This window comes from Leclercia sp. GHBNCSD (genome assembly GCF_055805075.1).
The window spans coordinates 2,195,148-2,207,992 of sequence record NZ_JBQVYO010000001.1 but is presented as its reverse complement, the minus strand read 5'-3'; the positions used below and the strand labels follow the sequence as shown (position 1 = coordinate 2,207,992).

At 56.0% G+C, this 12,845-nt stretch carries 12 protein-coding genes and 1 pseudogene; 6 read left to right on the top strand and 7 right to left on the bottom strand.

Annotation, left to right across the window (positions count from 1 at the left end; all coding sequences use genetic code 11):
- Positions 1 to 75: 75 nt before the first annotated feature.
- Entirely contained in the window at positions 76 to 837 is a 762-nt protein-coding gene (udp, locus tag ACT3IC_RS10645) for a uridine phosphorylase (RefSeq protein ID WP_045417628.1), read from the bottom strand.
- Between the two features lie 251 nt (positions 838 to 1,088).
- On the opposite strand from udp, the gene ACT3IC_RS10640 reads away from it, so the two are divergent.
- The 4 genes and pseudogenes from ACT3IC_RS10640 (at position 1,089) to ACT3IC_RS10625 (ending at position 3,441) form a co-directional block, all read left to right on the top strand.
- The gene (locus ACT3IC_RS10640; protein ID WP_103177426.1) at positions 1,089 to 1,892 is read left to right on the top strand and encodes a dienelactone hydrolase family protein; all 804 of its coding nucleotides are present in this window, start codon (positions 1,089 to 1,091) and stop codon (positions 1,890 to 1,892) included.
- A 243-nt stretch (positions 1,893 to 2,135) separates the two neighbouring features.
- Positions 2,136 to 2,633 (top strand): annotated as a pseudogene (locus ACT3IC_RS10635) (Hcp family type VI secretion system effector).
- A complete protein-coding gene (locus ACT3IC_RS10630) occupies positions 2,630 to 2,998 on the top strand; it encodes a tlde1 domain-containing protein (RefSeq protein WP_103177428.1) in 369 nt (122 codons plus the stop codon). The pseudogene ACT3IC_RS10635 and the gene ACT3IC_RS10630 overlap by 4 nt, the downstream one beginning before the upstream one ends.
- Positions 2,998 to 3,441, top strand: a complete 444-nt coding sequence (locus ACT3IC_RS10625; protein ID WP_214422507.1) for a Shiga toxin A subunit — start codon at positions 2,998 to 3,000, stop codon at positions 3,439 to 3,441. The genes ACT3IC_RS10630 and ACT3IC_RS10625 overlap by 1 nt, the downstream gene beginning before the upstream one ends.
- A gap of 63 nt (positions 3,442 to 3,504) precedes the next feature.
- On the opposite strand, the gene metE is transcribed toward ACT3IC_RS10625, so the two are convergent.
- On the bottom strand, positions 3,505 to 5,766 hold the full coding sequence (gene metE, locus ACT3IC_RS10620; RefSeq protein WP_159340427.1) for a 5-methyltetrahydropteroyltriglutamate--homocysteine S-methyltransferase: 2,262 nt from the start codon (positions 5,764 to 5,766) through the stop codon (positions 3,505 to 3,507).
- A gap of 117 nt (positions 5,767 to 5,883) precedes the next feature.
- Between metE and metR the strand changes: the two genes are divergently transcribed.
- Positions 5,884 to 6,837: an HTH-type transcriptional regulator MetR gene (gene metR / locus ACT3IC_RS10615; RefSeq protein ID WP_156240006.1), complete on the top strand. Its 954-nt coding sequence runs from the start codon at positions 5,884 to 5,886 to the stop codon at positions 6,835 to 6,837.
- Here the strand turns inward: metR and ACT3IC_RS10610 are convergent.
- The 3 genes from ACT3IC_RS10610 to pldB form a co-directional block, all read right to left on the bottom strand.
- A complete protein-coding gene (locus tag ACT3IC_RS10610; protein WP_103177432.1) occupies positions 6,725 to 7,624 on the bottom strand; it encodes a carboxylate/amino acid/amine transporter in 900 nt (299 codons plus the stop codon). The genes metR and ACT3IC_RS10610 overlap by 113 nt on opposite strands.
- Positions 7,625 to 7,706: 82 nt before the next feature.
- On the bottom strand, positions 7,707 to 8,507 hold the full coding sequence (gene yigL, locus ACT3IC_RS10605; RefSeq protein ID WP_103177433.1) for a sugar/pyridoxal phosphate phosphatase YigL: 801 nt from the start codon (positions 8,505 to 8,507) through the stop codon (positions 7,707 to 7,709).
- Positions 8,508 to 8,532: 25 nt separating this feature from the next.
- A complete protein-coding gene (gene pldB, locus ACT3IC_RS10600; protein ID WP_103177434.1) occupies positions 8,533 to 9,525 on the bottom strand; it encodes a lysophospholipase L2 in 993 nt (330 codons plus the stop codon).
- Between the two features lie 109 nt (positions 9,526 to 9,634).
- On the opposite strand from pldB, the gene rhtB reads away from it, so the two are divergent.
- Complete coding sequence (gene rhtB / locus ACT3IC_RS10595) at positions 9,635 to 10,255, top strand: homoserine/homoserine lactone efflux protein (RefSeq protein ID WP_103177435.1); 621 nt, start codon at positions 9,635 to 9,637, stop codon at positions 10,253 to 10,255.
- Here the strand turns inward: rhtB and rhtC are convergent.
- A complete protein-coding gene (rhtC, locus tag ACT3IC_RS10590) occupies positions 10,252 to 10,872 on the bottom strand; it encodes a threonine export protein RhtC (protein WP_103177436.1) in 621 nt (206 codons plus the stop codon). The two genes, rhtB and rhtC, sit on opposite strands and share 4 nt — an antisense overlap.
- A 61-nt stretch (positions 10,873 to 10,933) precedes the next feature.
- Positions 10,934 to 12,763 carry an ATP-dependent DNA helicase RecQ gene (recQ, locus tag ACT3IC_RS10585; protein ID WP_103825341.1) on the bottom strand — a complete coding sequence of 610 codons (1,830 nt, stop codon included), beginning with the start codon at positions 12,761 to 12,763 and terminating at the stop codon, positions 10,934 to 10,936.
- Between the last annotated feature and the right edge of the window lie 82 nt (positions 12,764 to 12,845).

Here is a 12,845-nt window from a genome sequence, read left to right as displayed (position 1 = left end):
GAAAAGGGTTTTCTGCGAGGGGCTACGCAAAGAAAAAGGCCGAACGGGTCGGCCTTTGGCAAAGAAAAGGAGTAATTACAGCAGGCGGCGGGCCGCTTCCACCACGATTTTCACCGCGTGGCTTTCGGTCTGCTTCATGGTCTCGGCGTTCGGGATCTCTTGCTGGGTACGGTTCACAATGACACCCGCAACCATACCGGCACGCAGACCCTGGCTTGCACACATGGTCAGCAGCGTAGCGGATTCCATTTCATAGTTCATAACGCCCATAGACTGCCACTCTTCCATCGAGCCTTTGAAACGGCTGACCACGCGACCGGAGAAGGTATCGTAGCGCTCCTGGCCCGGGTAGAAGGTGTCTGAGGAGGCGGTCACGCCAACGTGAGTGGTTGCGCCGACGGATTTCGCGGCTTCCACCAGCGCGGTGGTGCACTCGAAATCGGCCACTGCCGGGAACTCCATCGGGGCAAAGTGCAGGCTCGCGCCGTCCAGACGCACGGACGCGGTGGTGACCAGTACGTCGCCAACGTTGATGTGCGGCTGGATCGCACCGGTCGTACCGATACGCAGGAAAGTACGGATGCCCAGCTGTGCCAGCTCTTCAACGGCAATAGAGGTAGACGGGCCACCGATACCGGTTGAGCAGACGATCACCGCTTTGCCATCCAGCTCTGCCCGCCAGGTCGTGAATTCGCGATGGGCTGCCAGCTTAACCGGCTTATCCATCAGCGCGGCGATCTTTTCCACACGCTCAGGATCGCCAGGGACGATAGCGAGCGTAGCCCCTTGTAAATCATTTTTAGTGAGGCCGAGATGAAAAACATCAGACTTAGACATAGAAAACTCCTCTGTGGGTCAGTTTGTCAGCAGAAGCAAAGCGGTACTTTACCGGAGCATATAGCTTAATTTCGTGACAGATATCACCGCGAATGAAATTGATTGCATTTAATTACCATGAAATAGTGATTAACATCACATTAACGACTTATATCGTTATCTGTTGCACAAAAGATAGCCTGTTTCGGGCACTGTGGATTGTTAACCTGCGGACTATATTTACTTTTGCGCTAATTGGTACGGAGAATGCCATGACTGGAACATCTGGATTTGCCCCTGCTGCTGATCTGCAAGCCTCAACCGTTGTCACTACCCCCGACGAGGCGATTACCGCCGGGGAGACCTCGATTCCGACCCAGGGCGATAATATGCCTGCTTACCATGCCCGGCCCAAAAATGCGCAAGGGGCATTGCCGATCGTCATCGTGATTCAGGAAATTTTCGGCGTACATGAGCATATTCGCGATATCTGTCGCCGCCTGGCGCTGGAAGGCTATCTGGCGGTCGCGCCGGAGCTCTACTTCCGTCAGGGCGATCCGAACGAGTACAGCGACATCCCTACCCTGTTCAGCAATCTGGTCAGTAAAGTGCCGGACGCGCAGGTGCTGGCGGATCTCGATCATGTCGCCAACTGGGCAGCGCGCAACGGTGGCGATCCTCATCGTCTGCTGGCGACCGGTTTCTGCTGGGGCGGACGGATCAGCTGGCTCTATGCCGCCCATAACCCGCAGCTGAAAGCAGCCGTGGCGTGGTATGGCAAACTGGTCGGCGAGAAAACCCTGAACTCACCAAAGCATCCGGTGGATGTGGCTACCGATTTAAACGCCCCCGTGCTGGGGCTCTATGGCGCCGAAGACACCGGCATTCCACTGGATACCGTCGAGACGATGCGTCATGCCCTGCGGGCGGCGAACGCAACGGCGGAGATTGTGGTCTATCCGGGAGCGGGTCACGCGTTTAATGCCGATTACCGTCCGAGCTATCACGAAGAGTCAGCGAAGGATGGCTGGCAGCGGATGCTGGCGTGGTTTGCGCAGTATGGCATTAAAAAATAATACCCTTACGCCCGGCACGTCTGCCGGGCGTACAATCCATGGTTATTAATTCCAGCAATATAAACATCTATTTATATATTCTACAGAGAGGATCACTATTTAAATAACAATCGCCTCCCTGATTTTGTGAGCCATCATAAATTACAAACGCTTTAGGAAATTAACCATACAGTTATGCTTTTCTCTCCTGTATGTGGGGCGTACGCTGGCATCCATATTACTTGCCAAACAGGAGGTTACAGGATGGCTATACCGGTATATCTTTGGTTAACAGACCATACAAGAAATCAGGTTAAAGGTTCAGTTGATATACAAGGAAGAGAAGGAAGCATTGAGATTATAGAGTTTATGCATTCTGTCGATCTTCCCACGGACAACCTTACAGGTAAAATTACTGGCAAACGTATCCATGGTGACTTTGCTTTAATCAAAGAAATTGATAGCTCATCGCCTTACCTTTATAAAGGCGTATCTACTGGTCAAAAATTTAAGCAAGCAGAGCTTAAGTTTTTCCGTATCAATTATAATGGTCAGGAAGAGGAATATTTCCGTATAATGATGGAAAATGTCAGGGTTCATGGAATAGAACCGTTAATGTTCGACATTAAAAATACCACCTTTGAAAGGCACAATCACCTTGAAGCCTTTTATTTAGCTTATTAAATAATCACATGGCACTATCTGGATGGAAATATTATTCATACAGACAGATGGGATGCTGAGGAGGAGGCTACGGTATGACGTGGGTTTATAAAGTAAGTTCGCACTCATTTTATCTGGATGGCACTTATCAGTTTGATGGTCAGTATGCAGGTAGGCCTGGGTTTAAAAACGACTCAGCAAATGAATGTGTAAAAAACAAAGGCCCGCTACCAAGAGGAACGTATACAATAGGACCCGCTTTTTATCATTCTAAAACCAAAGCATGGACAATGAGATTAACTCCCTACGCCGGGAACGATATGTGCGGTCGGGATGGCTTCATGATACATGGGGAAAGTTCATTGCATCCGGGAGAGGCATCCGACGGATGTATCATCCTAACTTTATCCAGTCGTAAAATCATTGCTGCAAGCAGTGATAAAATACTCGTTGTGGAGGATTAATGCTTAATAAAAAATCTCTCTACCTATTGATTATTTATCCTTTTCTTACGCACGCAAATAATAATGGATGTGCTATTGTCGGTGCGTCAATGGAGACCGCTTTATTCAATGCCATTTCGCGAGACTTACAAATTGATACGTCGACTATTCAGCGAAACAAAACAACCATTAAAATTATTGACCTTTCTCCTGTATCAAAACTGTACGCGCAATCATTAGCAAAAATCGATTATGAAATGGCTGTGGCACAGGGAAAAGCGACAATACCCGAGGGTGCTTACCTGGACAGTTATTATGAAAACAACACTCAATCCCTCACTGTAAAATACACTTATATCAACAAGAAAAAAAAGGAAGATATATTCATTGCTTCTGGCCTTATAAATGACGATGAATGCTCAGTCAGGTTTAATGGTTATATGGTAATAGCAAGAGAGTTTTAATTATTCAGGAAGGTCGTACGTAGGCCGGGCAGCCACACGCCGCCCGGCAAACGTGCGCCAGGGTTAACCCTGACGCAAATTCTGCGCCGCCTTCACCATGTTCGCCAGTGCGGCGCGCGTTTCAGGCCAGCCGCGGGTTTTCAGGCCGCAGTCCGGGTTCACCCACAGGCGCTCTGCCGGAATGCGCTGAGCCGCTTTTTGCAGCAGGGCTTCAATCCACTCTACGCTCGGGACGTTCGGGGAGTGAATGTCATAGACGCCCGGGCCGATCTCGTTCGGGTAGTCGAACTCTTCAAACGACTCCAGCAGCTCCATATCCGAGCGTGAGGTTTCGATGGTGATCACGTCGGCATCCAGCGCGGCGATGGAGTCCATGATGTCGTTGAACTCGCAGTAACACATGTGGGTGTGGATCTGGGTCTCATCCTTCGCCACCGCAGCGTTGATGCGGAAGGCTTCCACCCCCCACTTCAGATAGGCATCCCAGTCGCTGCGACGCAGCGGCAGTCCTTCGCGCAGTGCCGGTTCGTCAATCTGAATGATGCCGATACCGGCGGCTTCCAGATCCGCCACTTCGTCACGCAGCGCCAGCGCGATCTGCTTCGCGATGGTCTCACGCGTCACATCCTCACGCGGGAAGGACCAGCAGAGAATGGTCACCGGCCCGGTCAACATGCCTTTTACCGGTTTGTCGGTCAGGGACTGGGCATACTTCGCCCACTCAACGGTGATCGCTTCCGGGCGGCTGACGTCCCCGATCACCACCGGCGGCTTCACGCAGCGGGAGCCGTAGCTCTGCACCCAGCCATTCTGGGTAAAGACGAAACCGTCCAGATGCTCACCGAAGTACTCCACCATGTCGTTACGCTCGGCTTCGCCGTGGACCAGCACATCCAGCCCCAGGCGCTCCTGCTCCACAATCGCCTGCTTGATATGTTCGGCGATGCCGGTGCGGTAGTTGCCAGCGTCCAGATTGCCCTTTTTGAAGTCCAGACGCAGGCCACGGATCTCGGTGGTCTGCGGGAAGGAGCCGATAGTGGTGGTTGGCCAGGCCGGGAGTTTAAAGCGGGCACGCTGGGCTTCAGCACGCACCTCATAAGGACTCTGACGCTGGCTCTCCTTCGCGGTGATGGCGGCCAGACGTTTCTCAACCGCCGGGTTGTGCACGCGGGTAGAGTGGCGGCGGGCCTGAATTGGCGCGCTCCATGCGGTAATCGCCGCCGTATCGCCGCTGTTCAGCGCATCGCGCAGCAGGGCCAGCTCTTCGCATTTTTGTAGGGCAAAGGCAAACCAGCTCTTCACTTCGGCATCCAGACGGGTTTCGACGCTGAGGTCGATCGGGCTGTGCAGCAGGGAGCAGGATGAGGCGATCCACAGATCGCGTTTACCAACGATCTCTTTAATCTGACCATATTTTTCTGTCAGATCGGCGCGCCAGACGTTGCGACCGTTCACCAGCCCGGCAGAGAGCAGCCAGTCGGACGGCAGACGGGAATGGAGTTCTGCCACGTCATCTTTACCGTGCACCAGATCAACATGCAGCCCCTGCACCGGCAGCGCAGTGATGGTATCGAGATTTGGCGTCACGCCTTCGAAATAGGTGGTGAGCAGCAGCTTCACCTGGCCCGCGAGGGCGTCGTATGCCGGTTTGAAGGCATCCAGCCATGCCTGCGGCAGCTCCAGCACCAGCGCCGGTTCGTCGATCTGTACCCACTCAACGCCGCGTTTCGCCAGTTCGCCCAGCACCTGCTGGTACACCGGCAGGATCTCATGCAGCAGGCTCAGGCGATCAAACTGTTCGCCCTTCACTTTACCGAGCCACAGGTACGTTACCGGCCCCAGCAGAACAGGTTTCACCTGATGGCCGAGGGCCAGGGCTTCGTCCACCTCATCCAGCAACTGGGTCCAGGTCAGTCTGAACTGCTGGCCCTTCACGAACTCCGGCACCATGTAGTGGTAGTTGGTGTTGAACCATTTGGTCATCTCTGCCGCCGCCGCGGGTTCACCCGTTGGCGCACGGCCACGGCCAATGCGGAACAGGGTGTCGATATCTACCGAGCCATCGTTGTTCTGATGACGAGCCGGCACGTTGCCCAGCAGCAGGCTGGTCGTCAGAACATGGTCGTACCAGGCGAAATCGCCCACCGGCAGCAGGTCAATGCCCGCCTGCTTCTGCTGATCCCAGTGGCGGGCACGGAGTTCGCGTCCCACCGCCAGCAGTTCATCACGGGTGGCGTTACCCGCCCAGTAGCTTTCGAGCGCTTTTTTCAGCTCGCGGCGCAGGCCGACGCGCGGGAAACCGAGGGTATGGTTGCGAATTGTCATGATGTGCTCCTTATGGAATTTTCAGTATTTAGCCGTCCAGATGTTTACACTTCCATAATGTGTAGGTACTGTATATTCCTCAAGCGCAAATTGTTCATGGCGAAGTGAAGGACATTCATGATCGAGATAAAACACCTGAAAACGCTCCAGGCGTTGCGGAACTGCGGCTCTCTTGCGGCGGCGGCGGCGGCGCTGCACCAGACGCAATCCGCCCTTTCCCACCAGTTCAGCGATCTGGAACAGCGCCTTGGCTTTCGTCTGTTTGTGCGTAAGAGTCAGCCGCTACGCTTCACGCCGCAGGGTGAGATCCTGCTGCAGCTGGCGAATCAGGTGTTGCCGCAGATCGCCAGCGCGTTGCAGGCCTGCCATGAGCCCCAGCAAACCCGGCTGCGCATCGCCATTGAGTGCCACAGCTGTATCCAGTGGCTGACACCCGCGCTTGAGAACTTCCGCCAGAGATGGCCGCAGGTGGAGATGGACTTTAAATCCGGCGTGACCTTTGACCCGCAACCGTCACTCCAGCAGGGCGAGCTGGATCTGGTCATGACCTCGGATATTCTGCCGCGCAGTGGCCTGCACTATTCGCCGATGTTTGATTTTGAAGTTCGCCTGGTGCTGGCCCCGGATCATCCACTGGCTGCCAGAACGCGCATTACGCCGGAAGATCTGGCGACCGAAACGCTGCTGATCTACCCGGTCCAGCGCAGTCGTCTGGATATCTGGCGTCACTTTCTTCAGCCGGCGGGTATCAGCCCGCAGCTGAAAAGCGTGGACAATACTCTGCTGTTAATTCAGATGGTGGCGGCCCGCATGGGTATTGCCGCGTTACCACACTGGGTGGTGGAGAGCTTTGAACGCCAGGGCCTGGTGGTGACCAGAACCCTGGGCGAGGGATTGTGGAGCCGGTTGTACGCCGCCGTACGCGATGGCGAGCAGCGTCAACCGGTTACCGAGGCCTTTATTCGCTCAGCGCGGAATCACGCTTGCGATCATCTGCCGTTTGTCCGGAGCGCGGAGCGACCCAACGGCGATGCACCCACAGTGAAGCCAGGATCACCGTCCCCCCAATAATGAAGCTCGGCCAGTGCGGTTGTTCCTGCCAGATGGCGAGGTTCACCAGCAGGCCTGCCGGGACGTGAACGTTGTTCATAATCCCGAGCGTTCCGGCGTCAACCTGCGTGGCGCCGTAGTTCCACATGAAGTAACCCAGCCCGGATGCCACCACCCCCAGCCAGACCAGCACGCTCCACTGCACCGTCGTGGTCGGCAGTTTTTGTGGGTTCCCCAGCATAAACCACGCCGCGACCGCCACAATCGCCGCCCCCATATAAAACCAGGCAAAGGCGTTGTGCTGCGGCATCGGACGGGTTTCCATCAAACGCTTATACCCCACCATGCCGATGGCAAAGCTGATGTTGGCGAGCTGGACAAACATCAGCCCGGTCCAGAAGTGGTCGCTCACTTTGTCGTAGCGAATGATCGCCGCACCCACCACCGCCAGCGCCGCGCTCAGCAGGTAGCCCCAGCGCAAACGGCGTTTGCTCAGCAGATCGTAAATCAGCGTGATATAGAGCGGCGTGAGCACGGTAAACAGCAGGAATTCCGATACCGACAGGTAGACGTAAGCGCGGAAGCTGAACAGGTACATGATGCCGAGCTGCATCGCGCCTACCAGCATGTACAGCAGAAGGGTTTTCAGCGTTTGTCCGCGCGTACGCAGGAACGGCAGGAACACCAGCGCCGCCAGCCCTACGCGCATCAGCACCGAGAAATAGCTGTCGACATATCCGGCGAGATATTCACCGATAAGGCTAAAGGAGAAGGCCCACAGAATAGTGGTGATAATGAGTAGCGCCACAATGCTTGTCTCTTGAAAAGATGGACAGGCATTGTAGCGAACTCCGCGGTTGACAACTGAACGTTAAACAACCAAATGAAGATTATTCAAGAAACAGCTTACGCAGATATTTTGGCACCGCGTTATCGCCGTTAGTGCCGATCACTTCCAGCTCCGGGTGCAGATCTTTCAGGCGCTGGTGGGCGTTTTCCATGATGCAGCCCTTGCCCGCCATGGAGAGCATTTCGGCGTCGTTCATGCCGTCGCCAAAGGCGATGCAGTCCTTAAGATCAAAGCCCAGGCGTTTGGCTACCGCTTCAAGGGCATGCCCCTTGGAGACGCCGCCCGCCATCACTTCCAGGCAGGTCAGCGTGGAGAAGCTAACGTTAACCCGATCGCCCCAGCGGGCGTTAATCGCCTGCTCCAGCGGCAGCAGCGCTTCGTGGCTGTCGGTGGTGAAGAACACCTTGCTGATGCCTTCCGGCTCCAGCAGACCCGGCTCATACAGCGAATAGTTGAATACCGCCTCTTTAAAGAAACGCATCTCGTCCGGGCGGTGACGGTTCATAAACCACTCGTCGTCGCGATAGACGTTGGTGATGATGTCGGGGTTGTTGTGCATGATCCCGAACAGATCGGTGGCGATGTCGCGATCGAGGTTATGGGTGAAGATCAGATTACCGTCCAGATCGTGCACGCGGGCGCCGTTGGAGGTGATCATATAGGATTTGATCTCCAGATTATCGCGGATCTGCCCCACATCAACGTGGTGGCGACCGGTGGCGAAGACAAAATTCACGCCTCGGGCGGTCAGGAGTTTCAGGGTCTCTTTCGCGTAGGGCGATAAAGTGTGATCGGGGGAGAGCAGCGTGCCATCTAAATCAGACGCGACAACCTGGTACATAGAAAAATTTAACCTCTGGTGAATATCAGTTATGCCTGTCGAAAAAGTCGACGATGGCGTGGAGTGCGACCGATCGCATGGCGTCCTTTTCGAAAAGGATCTCATGGTACGCGCCGTTTATGACCAGCGGTTTACCCCCTTCGCAAGGGTGACCGGCTGCGGCCCGGCGTTCACAGAAGCGGTCGTGCATGCGGTTATCCACCACCCGCTCCTCTTCAGCCTGAAGGATGAGCGTGGGCGTATCGTCCTGACCGGCACCCGCCAACACCTCTTCACCCGCCAGAATACCTTCGCGTACCCAATGCCAGGTGGGGCCGCCAACGCGCAAGCGCGGCTCATCGGCATAGAAACGCAGGTTGCGGCGATAACGCTGCTGGCTGTGGGTTAAGACGTTGATGGCAAACGGCAAAGCCCGCCAGCGTCCTGTTCCGATGGCGTAGCCTTCACGAATGCGCTGATGGCCCTCAGCCCAGTCGAGAAGATGGCGCACCATCCAGTCCGGAAAACGTATCACAATGCCATACATCGGCGCGGTAAGCGCAATGGCATCGCACTGGTGATCGTAGCGCTGCAAAAAGAGCGTAGAGATGGCGCCGCCCATGGAGTGCGCAAGAATATAGCGCTTGCGCCACGGGCCGGGCTGCACTTCCTGCTGCCAGAATGCGGCCAGATCGTCGACGTAATCGCTGAAGTTTTCCACGTGGCCACGATGGGTATCCGGCAACATCCGACCGGAAAGTCCCTGCCCGCGATGGTCGATAATTAACACATCAAAACCCAGATGGAACAGATCGTACGCCAGCTCGGCATATTTGATGTAGCTTTCGATACGTCCGGGGCAGACGACAATCACCCGGTCATTTTTTTCATCACGGAAACGAACGAAGCGTACCGGGATATCCCCAACGCCCGTAAACTCATCTTCCTCGCGCTGGCGCCAGAAATCGGTCAACGGTCCCATGGAGAAAGCAGCAAATGCCTTTTCTCGCGTTTCCCAGTCCTTATTCAGCTGAAACATCGGGTTTACGCCCCTGTAAGCCAAGGAATATCGTTTTTTTGTGACAGGCCGTAAAATGACGCAACATTAGCGTATTGTGGCATAAAAATAGACGATTCGGGAGTTTCAAATGACCTTTGAGTGGTGGTTCGCCTACCTGCTGACATCCATTATCCTCAGCCTTTCACCGGGCTCAGGGGCGATCAATACCATGACCACCGCCATGAACCACGGCTATCGCGGCGCAGCGGCGTCCATTGCCGGCTTGCAAACCGGGCTGGCTATTCACATTGTGCTGGTCGGCGTGGGGCTCGGCACGCTCTTCTCCCGTTCGGTGCTGGCCTTCGAAGTGCTGAAATGGGCCGGGGCAGCCTATCTGATCTGGCTGGGTATTCAGCAGTGGCGCGCCGCAGGGTCCCTTGACCTCAACACGCTCGCCCAGACGCAAAGCAGGGGAAAACTGTTTAAGCGGGCGGTATTTGTGAACCTGACCAACCCGAAGAGCATCGTCTTTCTTGCCGCCCTGTTTCCGCAGTTCATCGTGCCGCATCAGCCCCAGATCATGCAGTACGTGGTGCTCGGCTTGACCACTGTTGTGGTCGATATCATTGTGATGATTGGCTATGCGACGCTGGCTACGCGGATTGCGGCATGGATTAAAGGGCCTCGTCAGATGAAGGCCCTGAATAAAGTGTTCGGTTCGCTGTTTATGCTGGTGGGTGCGCTGCTGGCATCAGCAAGGCACGCTTAACGCGACAGGATCAGGTGAATGCCGAAGCCGGCGAATAACGCGCCGGCAACGCCGTCAATCCACTTCGCCAGACGTTGGTAGCCGCGTCGCATGGAGGGTAACGCAAACAGGCTTGCCACCACGGTGAACCAGGCAAACGTCTCCAGGACGATCAGCAGGAAGATGCCCCAGCGCGCCCCGGCACCGACATCCTCACCCACGAACAGTGAAAATACCGAGCCGAAATAGATAATGGCTTTTGGATTAGCGAGGTTCGTCAGCAGCCCTTTCACAAAGCTGCGTCCGCTGGCTGCCAGCTCCATTTTAGGCTCAGACGCTTCGTTATCCTCTTTTTTGAACGCCCCGCGCAGCATCTGATAGCCCATCCAGCACAGATAGAGACCGCCGCCGACCATAATGATGTTATGCAGCCAGGCCATCTTAGCGAGGATCAGGTTCAGGCCCAGCAGGGCCAGGGCAGCCCAGACCATAACGCCAAGGGTAATGCCCAGCACGCCCATCATCGCCTCTTTGCGCGAACGGCTCACCGCCGTTTGGGACACGAAGAAAAAGTCGGGGCCAGGGCTCATCAGCGCCACAATATGCACCAGCGCCACGGTCAGAAACAGGGTTAACATAATTAACTCGCGGGGAAATAGTTCAGGGAGCAATCATCCTGGCACTTTTTTGCCGGGCTGACTACTCCTCATCATCACCATCGGTATGAGAACGAATAAGCGCCATAAACTCTTTGCCGAAGCGCTCCAGTTTGCGGGTGCCCACGCCGTTGACGCTGAGCATTTCGCTGGCGCTAAGCGGCATCTGCTCGGCCATCTCAATCAGCGTGGCATCGTTGAACACCACATAAGGTGGGATATTCTCTTCGTCGGCGATGGCTTTGCGCAGCTTACGCAGCTTGGCAAACAGCTTACGGTCATAGTTGCCGCCGTAGGATTTCTGCATCACACGCGGTTTCAGCGCCACCACGCGCGGCACGGCGAGCTGCAATTCGACTTCGCCGCGCAGCACCGGACGGGCGGCTTCGGTGAGCTGCAGCGCGGAGTGCTGGGCAATGTTCTGGGTGGCAAAGCCCAGGTGGATAAGCTGGCGGATCACGCTGACCCAGTGCTCATGGCTCTGATCGCGGCCAATGCCATACACCGGCAGCTTGTCATGCCCCATCTCGCGGATGCGCTGATTGTTGGCGCCGCGCAGCACTTCCACCACGTAGCCCATCCCGAAGCGCTGATTGACGCGGCCAATGGTGGAGAGCGCCTTGCGGGCGTCCATCAGCCCGTCATACTGCTTCGGCGGGTCGAGGCAGATATCGCAGTTGCCGCACGACTCCTGGCGCCCCTCGCCAAAATAGTTCAGCAGCACCAGACGGCGACAGGTTTGCGCTTCGGCAAAGGCGCCCATCGCGTTGAGCTTGTGACGCTCGATATCCTGCAACTGCCCCTGCGGTTTCTCTTCCAGACAGCGACGTAGCCAGGCCATATCCGCCGGATCGTAGAAGAGCATCGCCTCGGCGGGCAGGCCGTCACGCCCGGCACGGCCTGTCTCCTGGTAGTAGGATTCGATATTGCGCGGAATGTCGAAATGCACCACAAAGCGCACGTTCGGCTTGTTGATACCCATACCGAAGGCGACGGTCGCCACCACAATTTGCAGATCGTCGCGCTGGAATTTCTCCTGCACGTCGGCACGGATGTGGTTTTCCAGCCCCGCATGATAGGCCGCGGCGCTGAAGCCGCGGCTTTGCAGACGGGCGGCGGTGTCTTCAACCTTCGCCCGGCTGTTGCAATAGATAATGCCGGATTTACCGCGCTGCTCCTGGACGTAGCGCAGGAGCTGATCGAGGGGCTTAAATTTCTCCATCAGCATATAGCGGATATTCGGGCGGTCGAAGCTGCTGACCTGGATCAGCGGATCGTTGAGCCCCAGCAGACGGACAATATCCTGCCGGGTGGTGTCGTCGGCGGTAGCGGTAAGGGCCATAAACGGCACCGACGGGAAGCGCTGACGCAGCTGACCGAGGGCGGCATACTCCGGGCGGAAATCATGCCCCCACTGGGAGATACAGTGCGCTTCGTCTACCGCCAGCAGTACCGGGTTCCAGTGCGCCAGATGCTCAAGGAAGTTATCCAGCATCAGACGCTCCGGAGCGATATAGAGCAGACGAACCTGCCCGGTGCGGCACCCGGCCATCACCTCCTGCTGCTGCTCGCGGGTCTGGGTAGAGTTGAGGCAGGCCGCCGCCACGCCGTTCGCCAGCAGCTGGTCGACCTGGTCTTTCATCAGCGAGATCAGCGGTGAAACCACCACCGTCAGGCCATTCAGTACCAGCGCGGGAACCTGATAGCACAGCGATTTACCGCCGCCTGTCGGCATGACCACCAGACAGTCACGCCCCTCAAGGGCCGTGTTGATGATGGTTTCCTGGCCCGGGCGGAACTGGTGATAGCCAAAGGTTTCATGCAAAACCTGTTTAGCCAGCGACTCCTGATTAACGACTTCCGCCTGCACCACATCAACCCCATTTGCCCGAAATTAAAACAGGCGCTATTTTCAGCGCCTGCGAGAGAAACTTCAACGTTTAAGAGAAAAACAT

Excerpts from the sequence above, each read along its gene's own strand:
- metR (WP_156240006.1), top strand. The coding sequence starts at position 5,884 with ATGATCGAGATAAAACACCTGAAAACGCTCCAGGCGTTGCGGAACTGC.
- ACT3IC_RS10625 (WP_214422507.1), top strand. The coding sequence starts at position 2,998 with ATGCTTAATAAAAAATCTCTCTACCTATTGATTATTTATCCTTTTCTT.
- rhtB (WP_103177435.1), top strand. The coding sequence starts at position 9,635 with ATGACCTTTGAGTGGTGGTTCGCCTACCTGCTGACATCCATTATCCTC.
- pldB (WP_103177434.1), bottom strand. The coding sequence starts at position 9,525 with ATGTTTCAGCTGAATAAGGACTGGGAAACGCGAGAAAAGGCATTTGCT.
- yigL (WP_103177433.1), bottom strand. The coding sequence starts at position 8,507 with ATGTACCAGGTTGTCGCGTCTGATTTAGATGGCACGCTGCTCTCCCCC.
- ACT3IC_RS10630 (WP_103177428.1), top strand. The coding sequence starts at position 2,630 with ATGACGTGGGTTTATAAAGTAAGTTCGCACTCATTTTATCTGGATGGC.
- rhtC (WP_103177436.1), bottom strand. The coding sequence starts at position 10,872 with ATGTTAACCCTGTTTCTGACCGTGGCGCTGGTGCATATTGTGGCGCTG.
- udp (WP_045417628.1), bottom strand. The coding sequence starts at position 837 with ATGTCTAAGTCTGATGTTTTTCATCTCGGCCTCACTAAAAATGATTTA.
- ACT3IC_RS10640 (WP_103177426.1), top strand. The coding sequence starts at position 1,089 with ATGACTGGAACATCTGGATTTGCCCCTGCTGCTGATCTGCAAGCCTCA.
- metE (WP_159340427.1), bottom strand. The coding sequence starts at position 5,766 with ATGACAATTCGCAACCATACCCTCGGTTTCCCGCGCGTCGGCCTGCGC.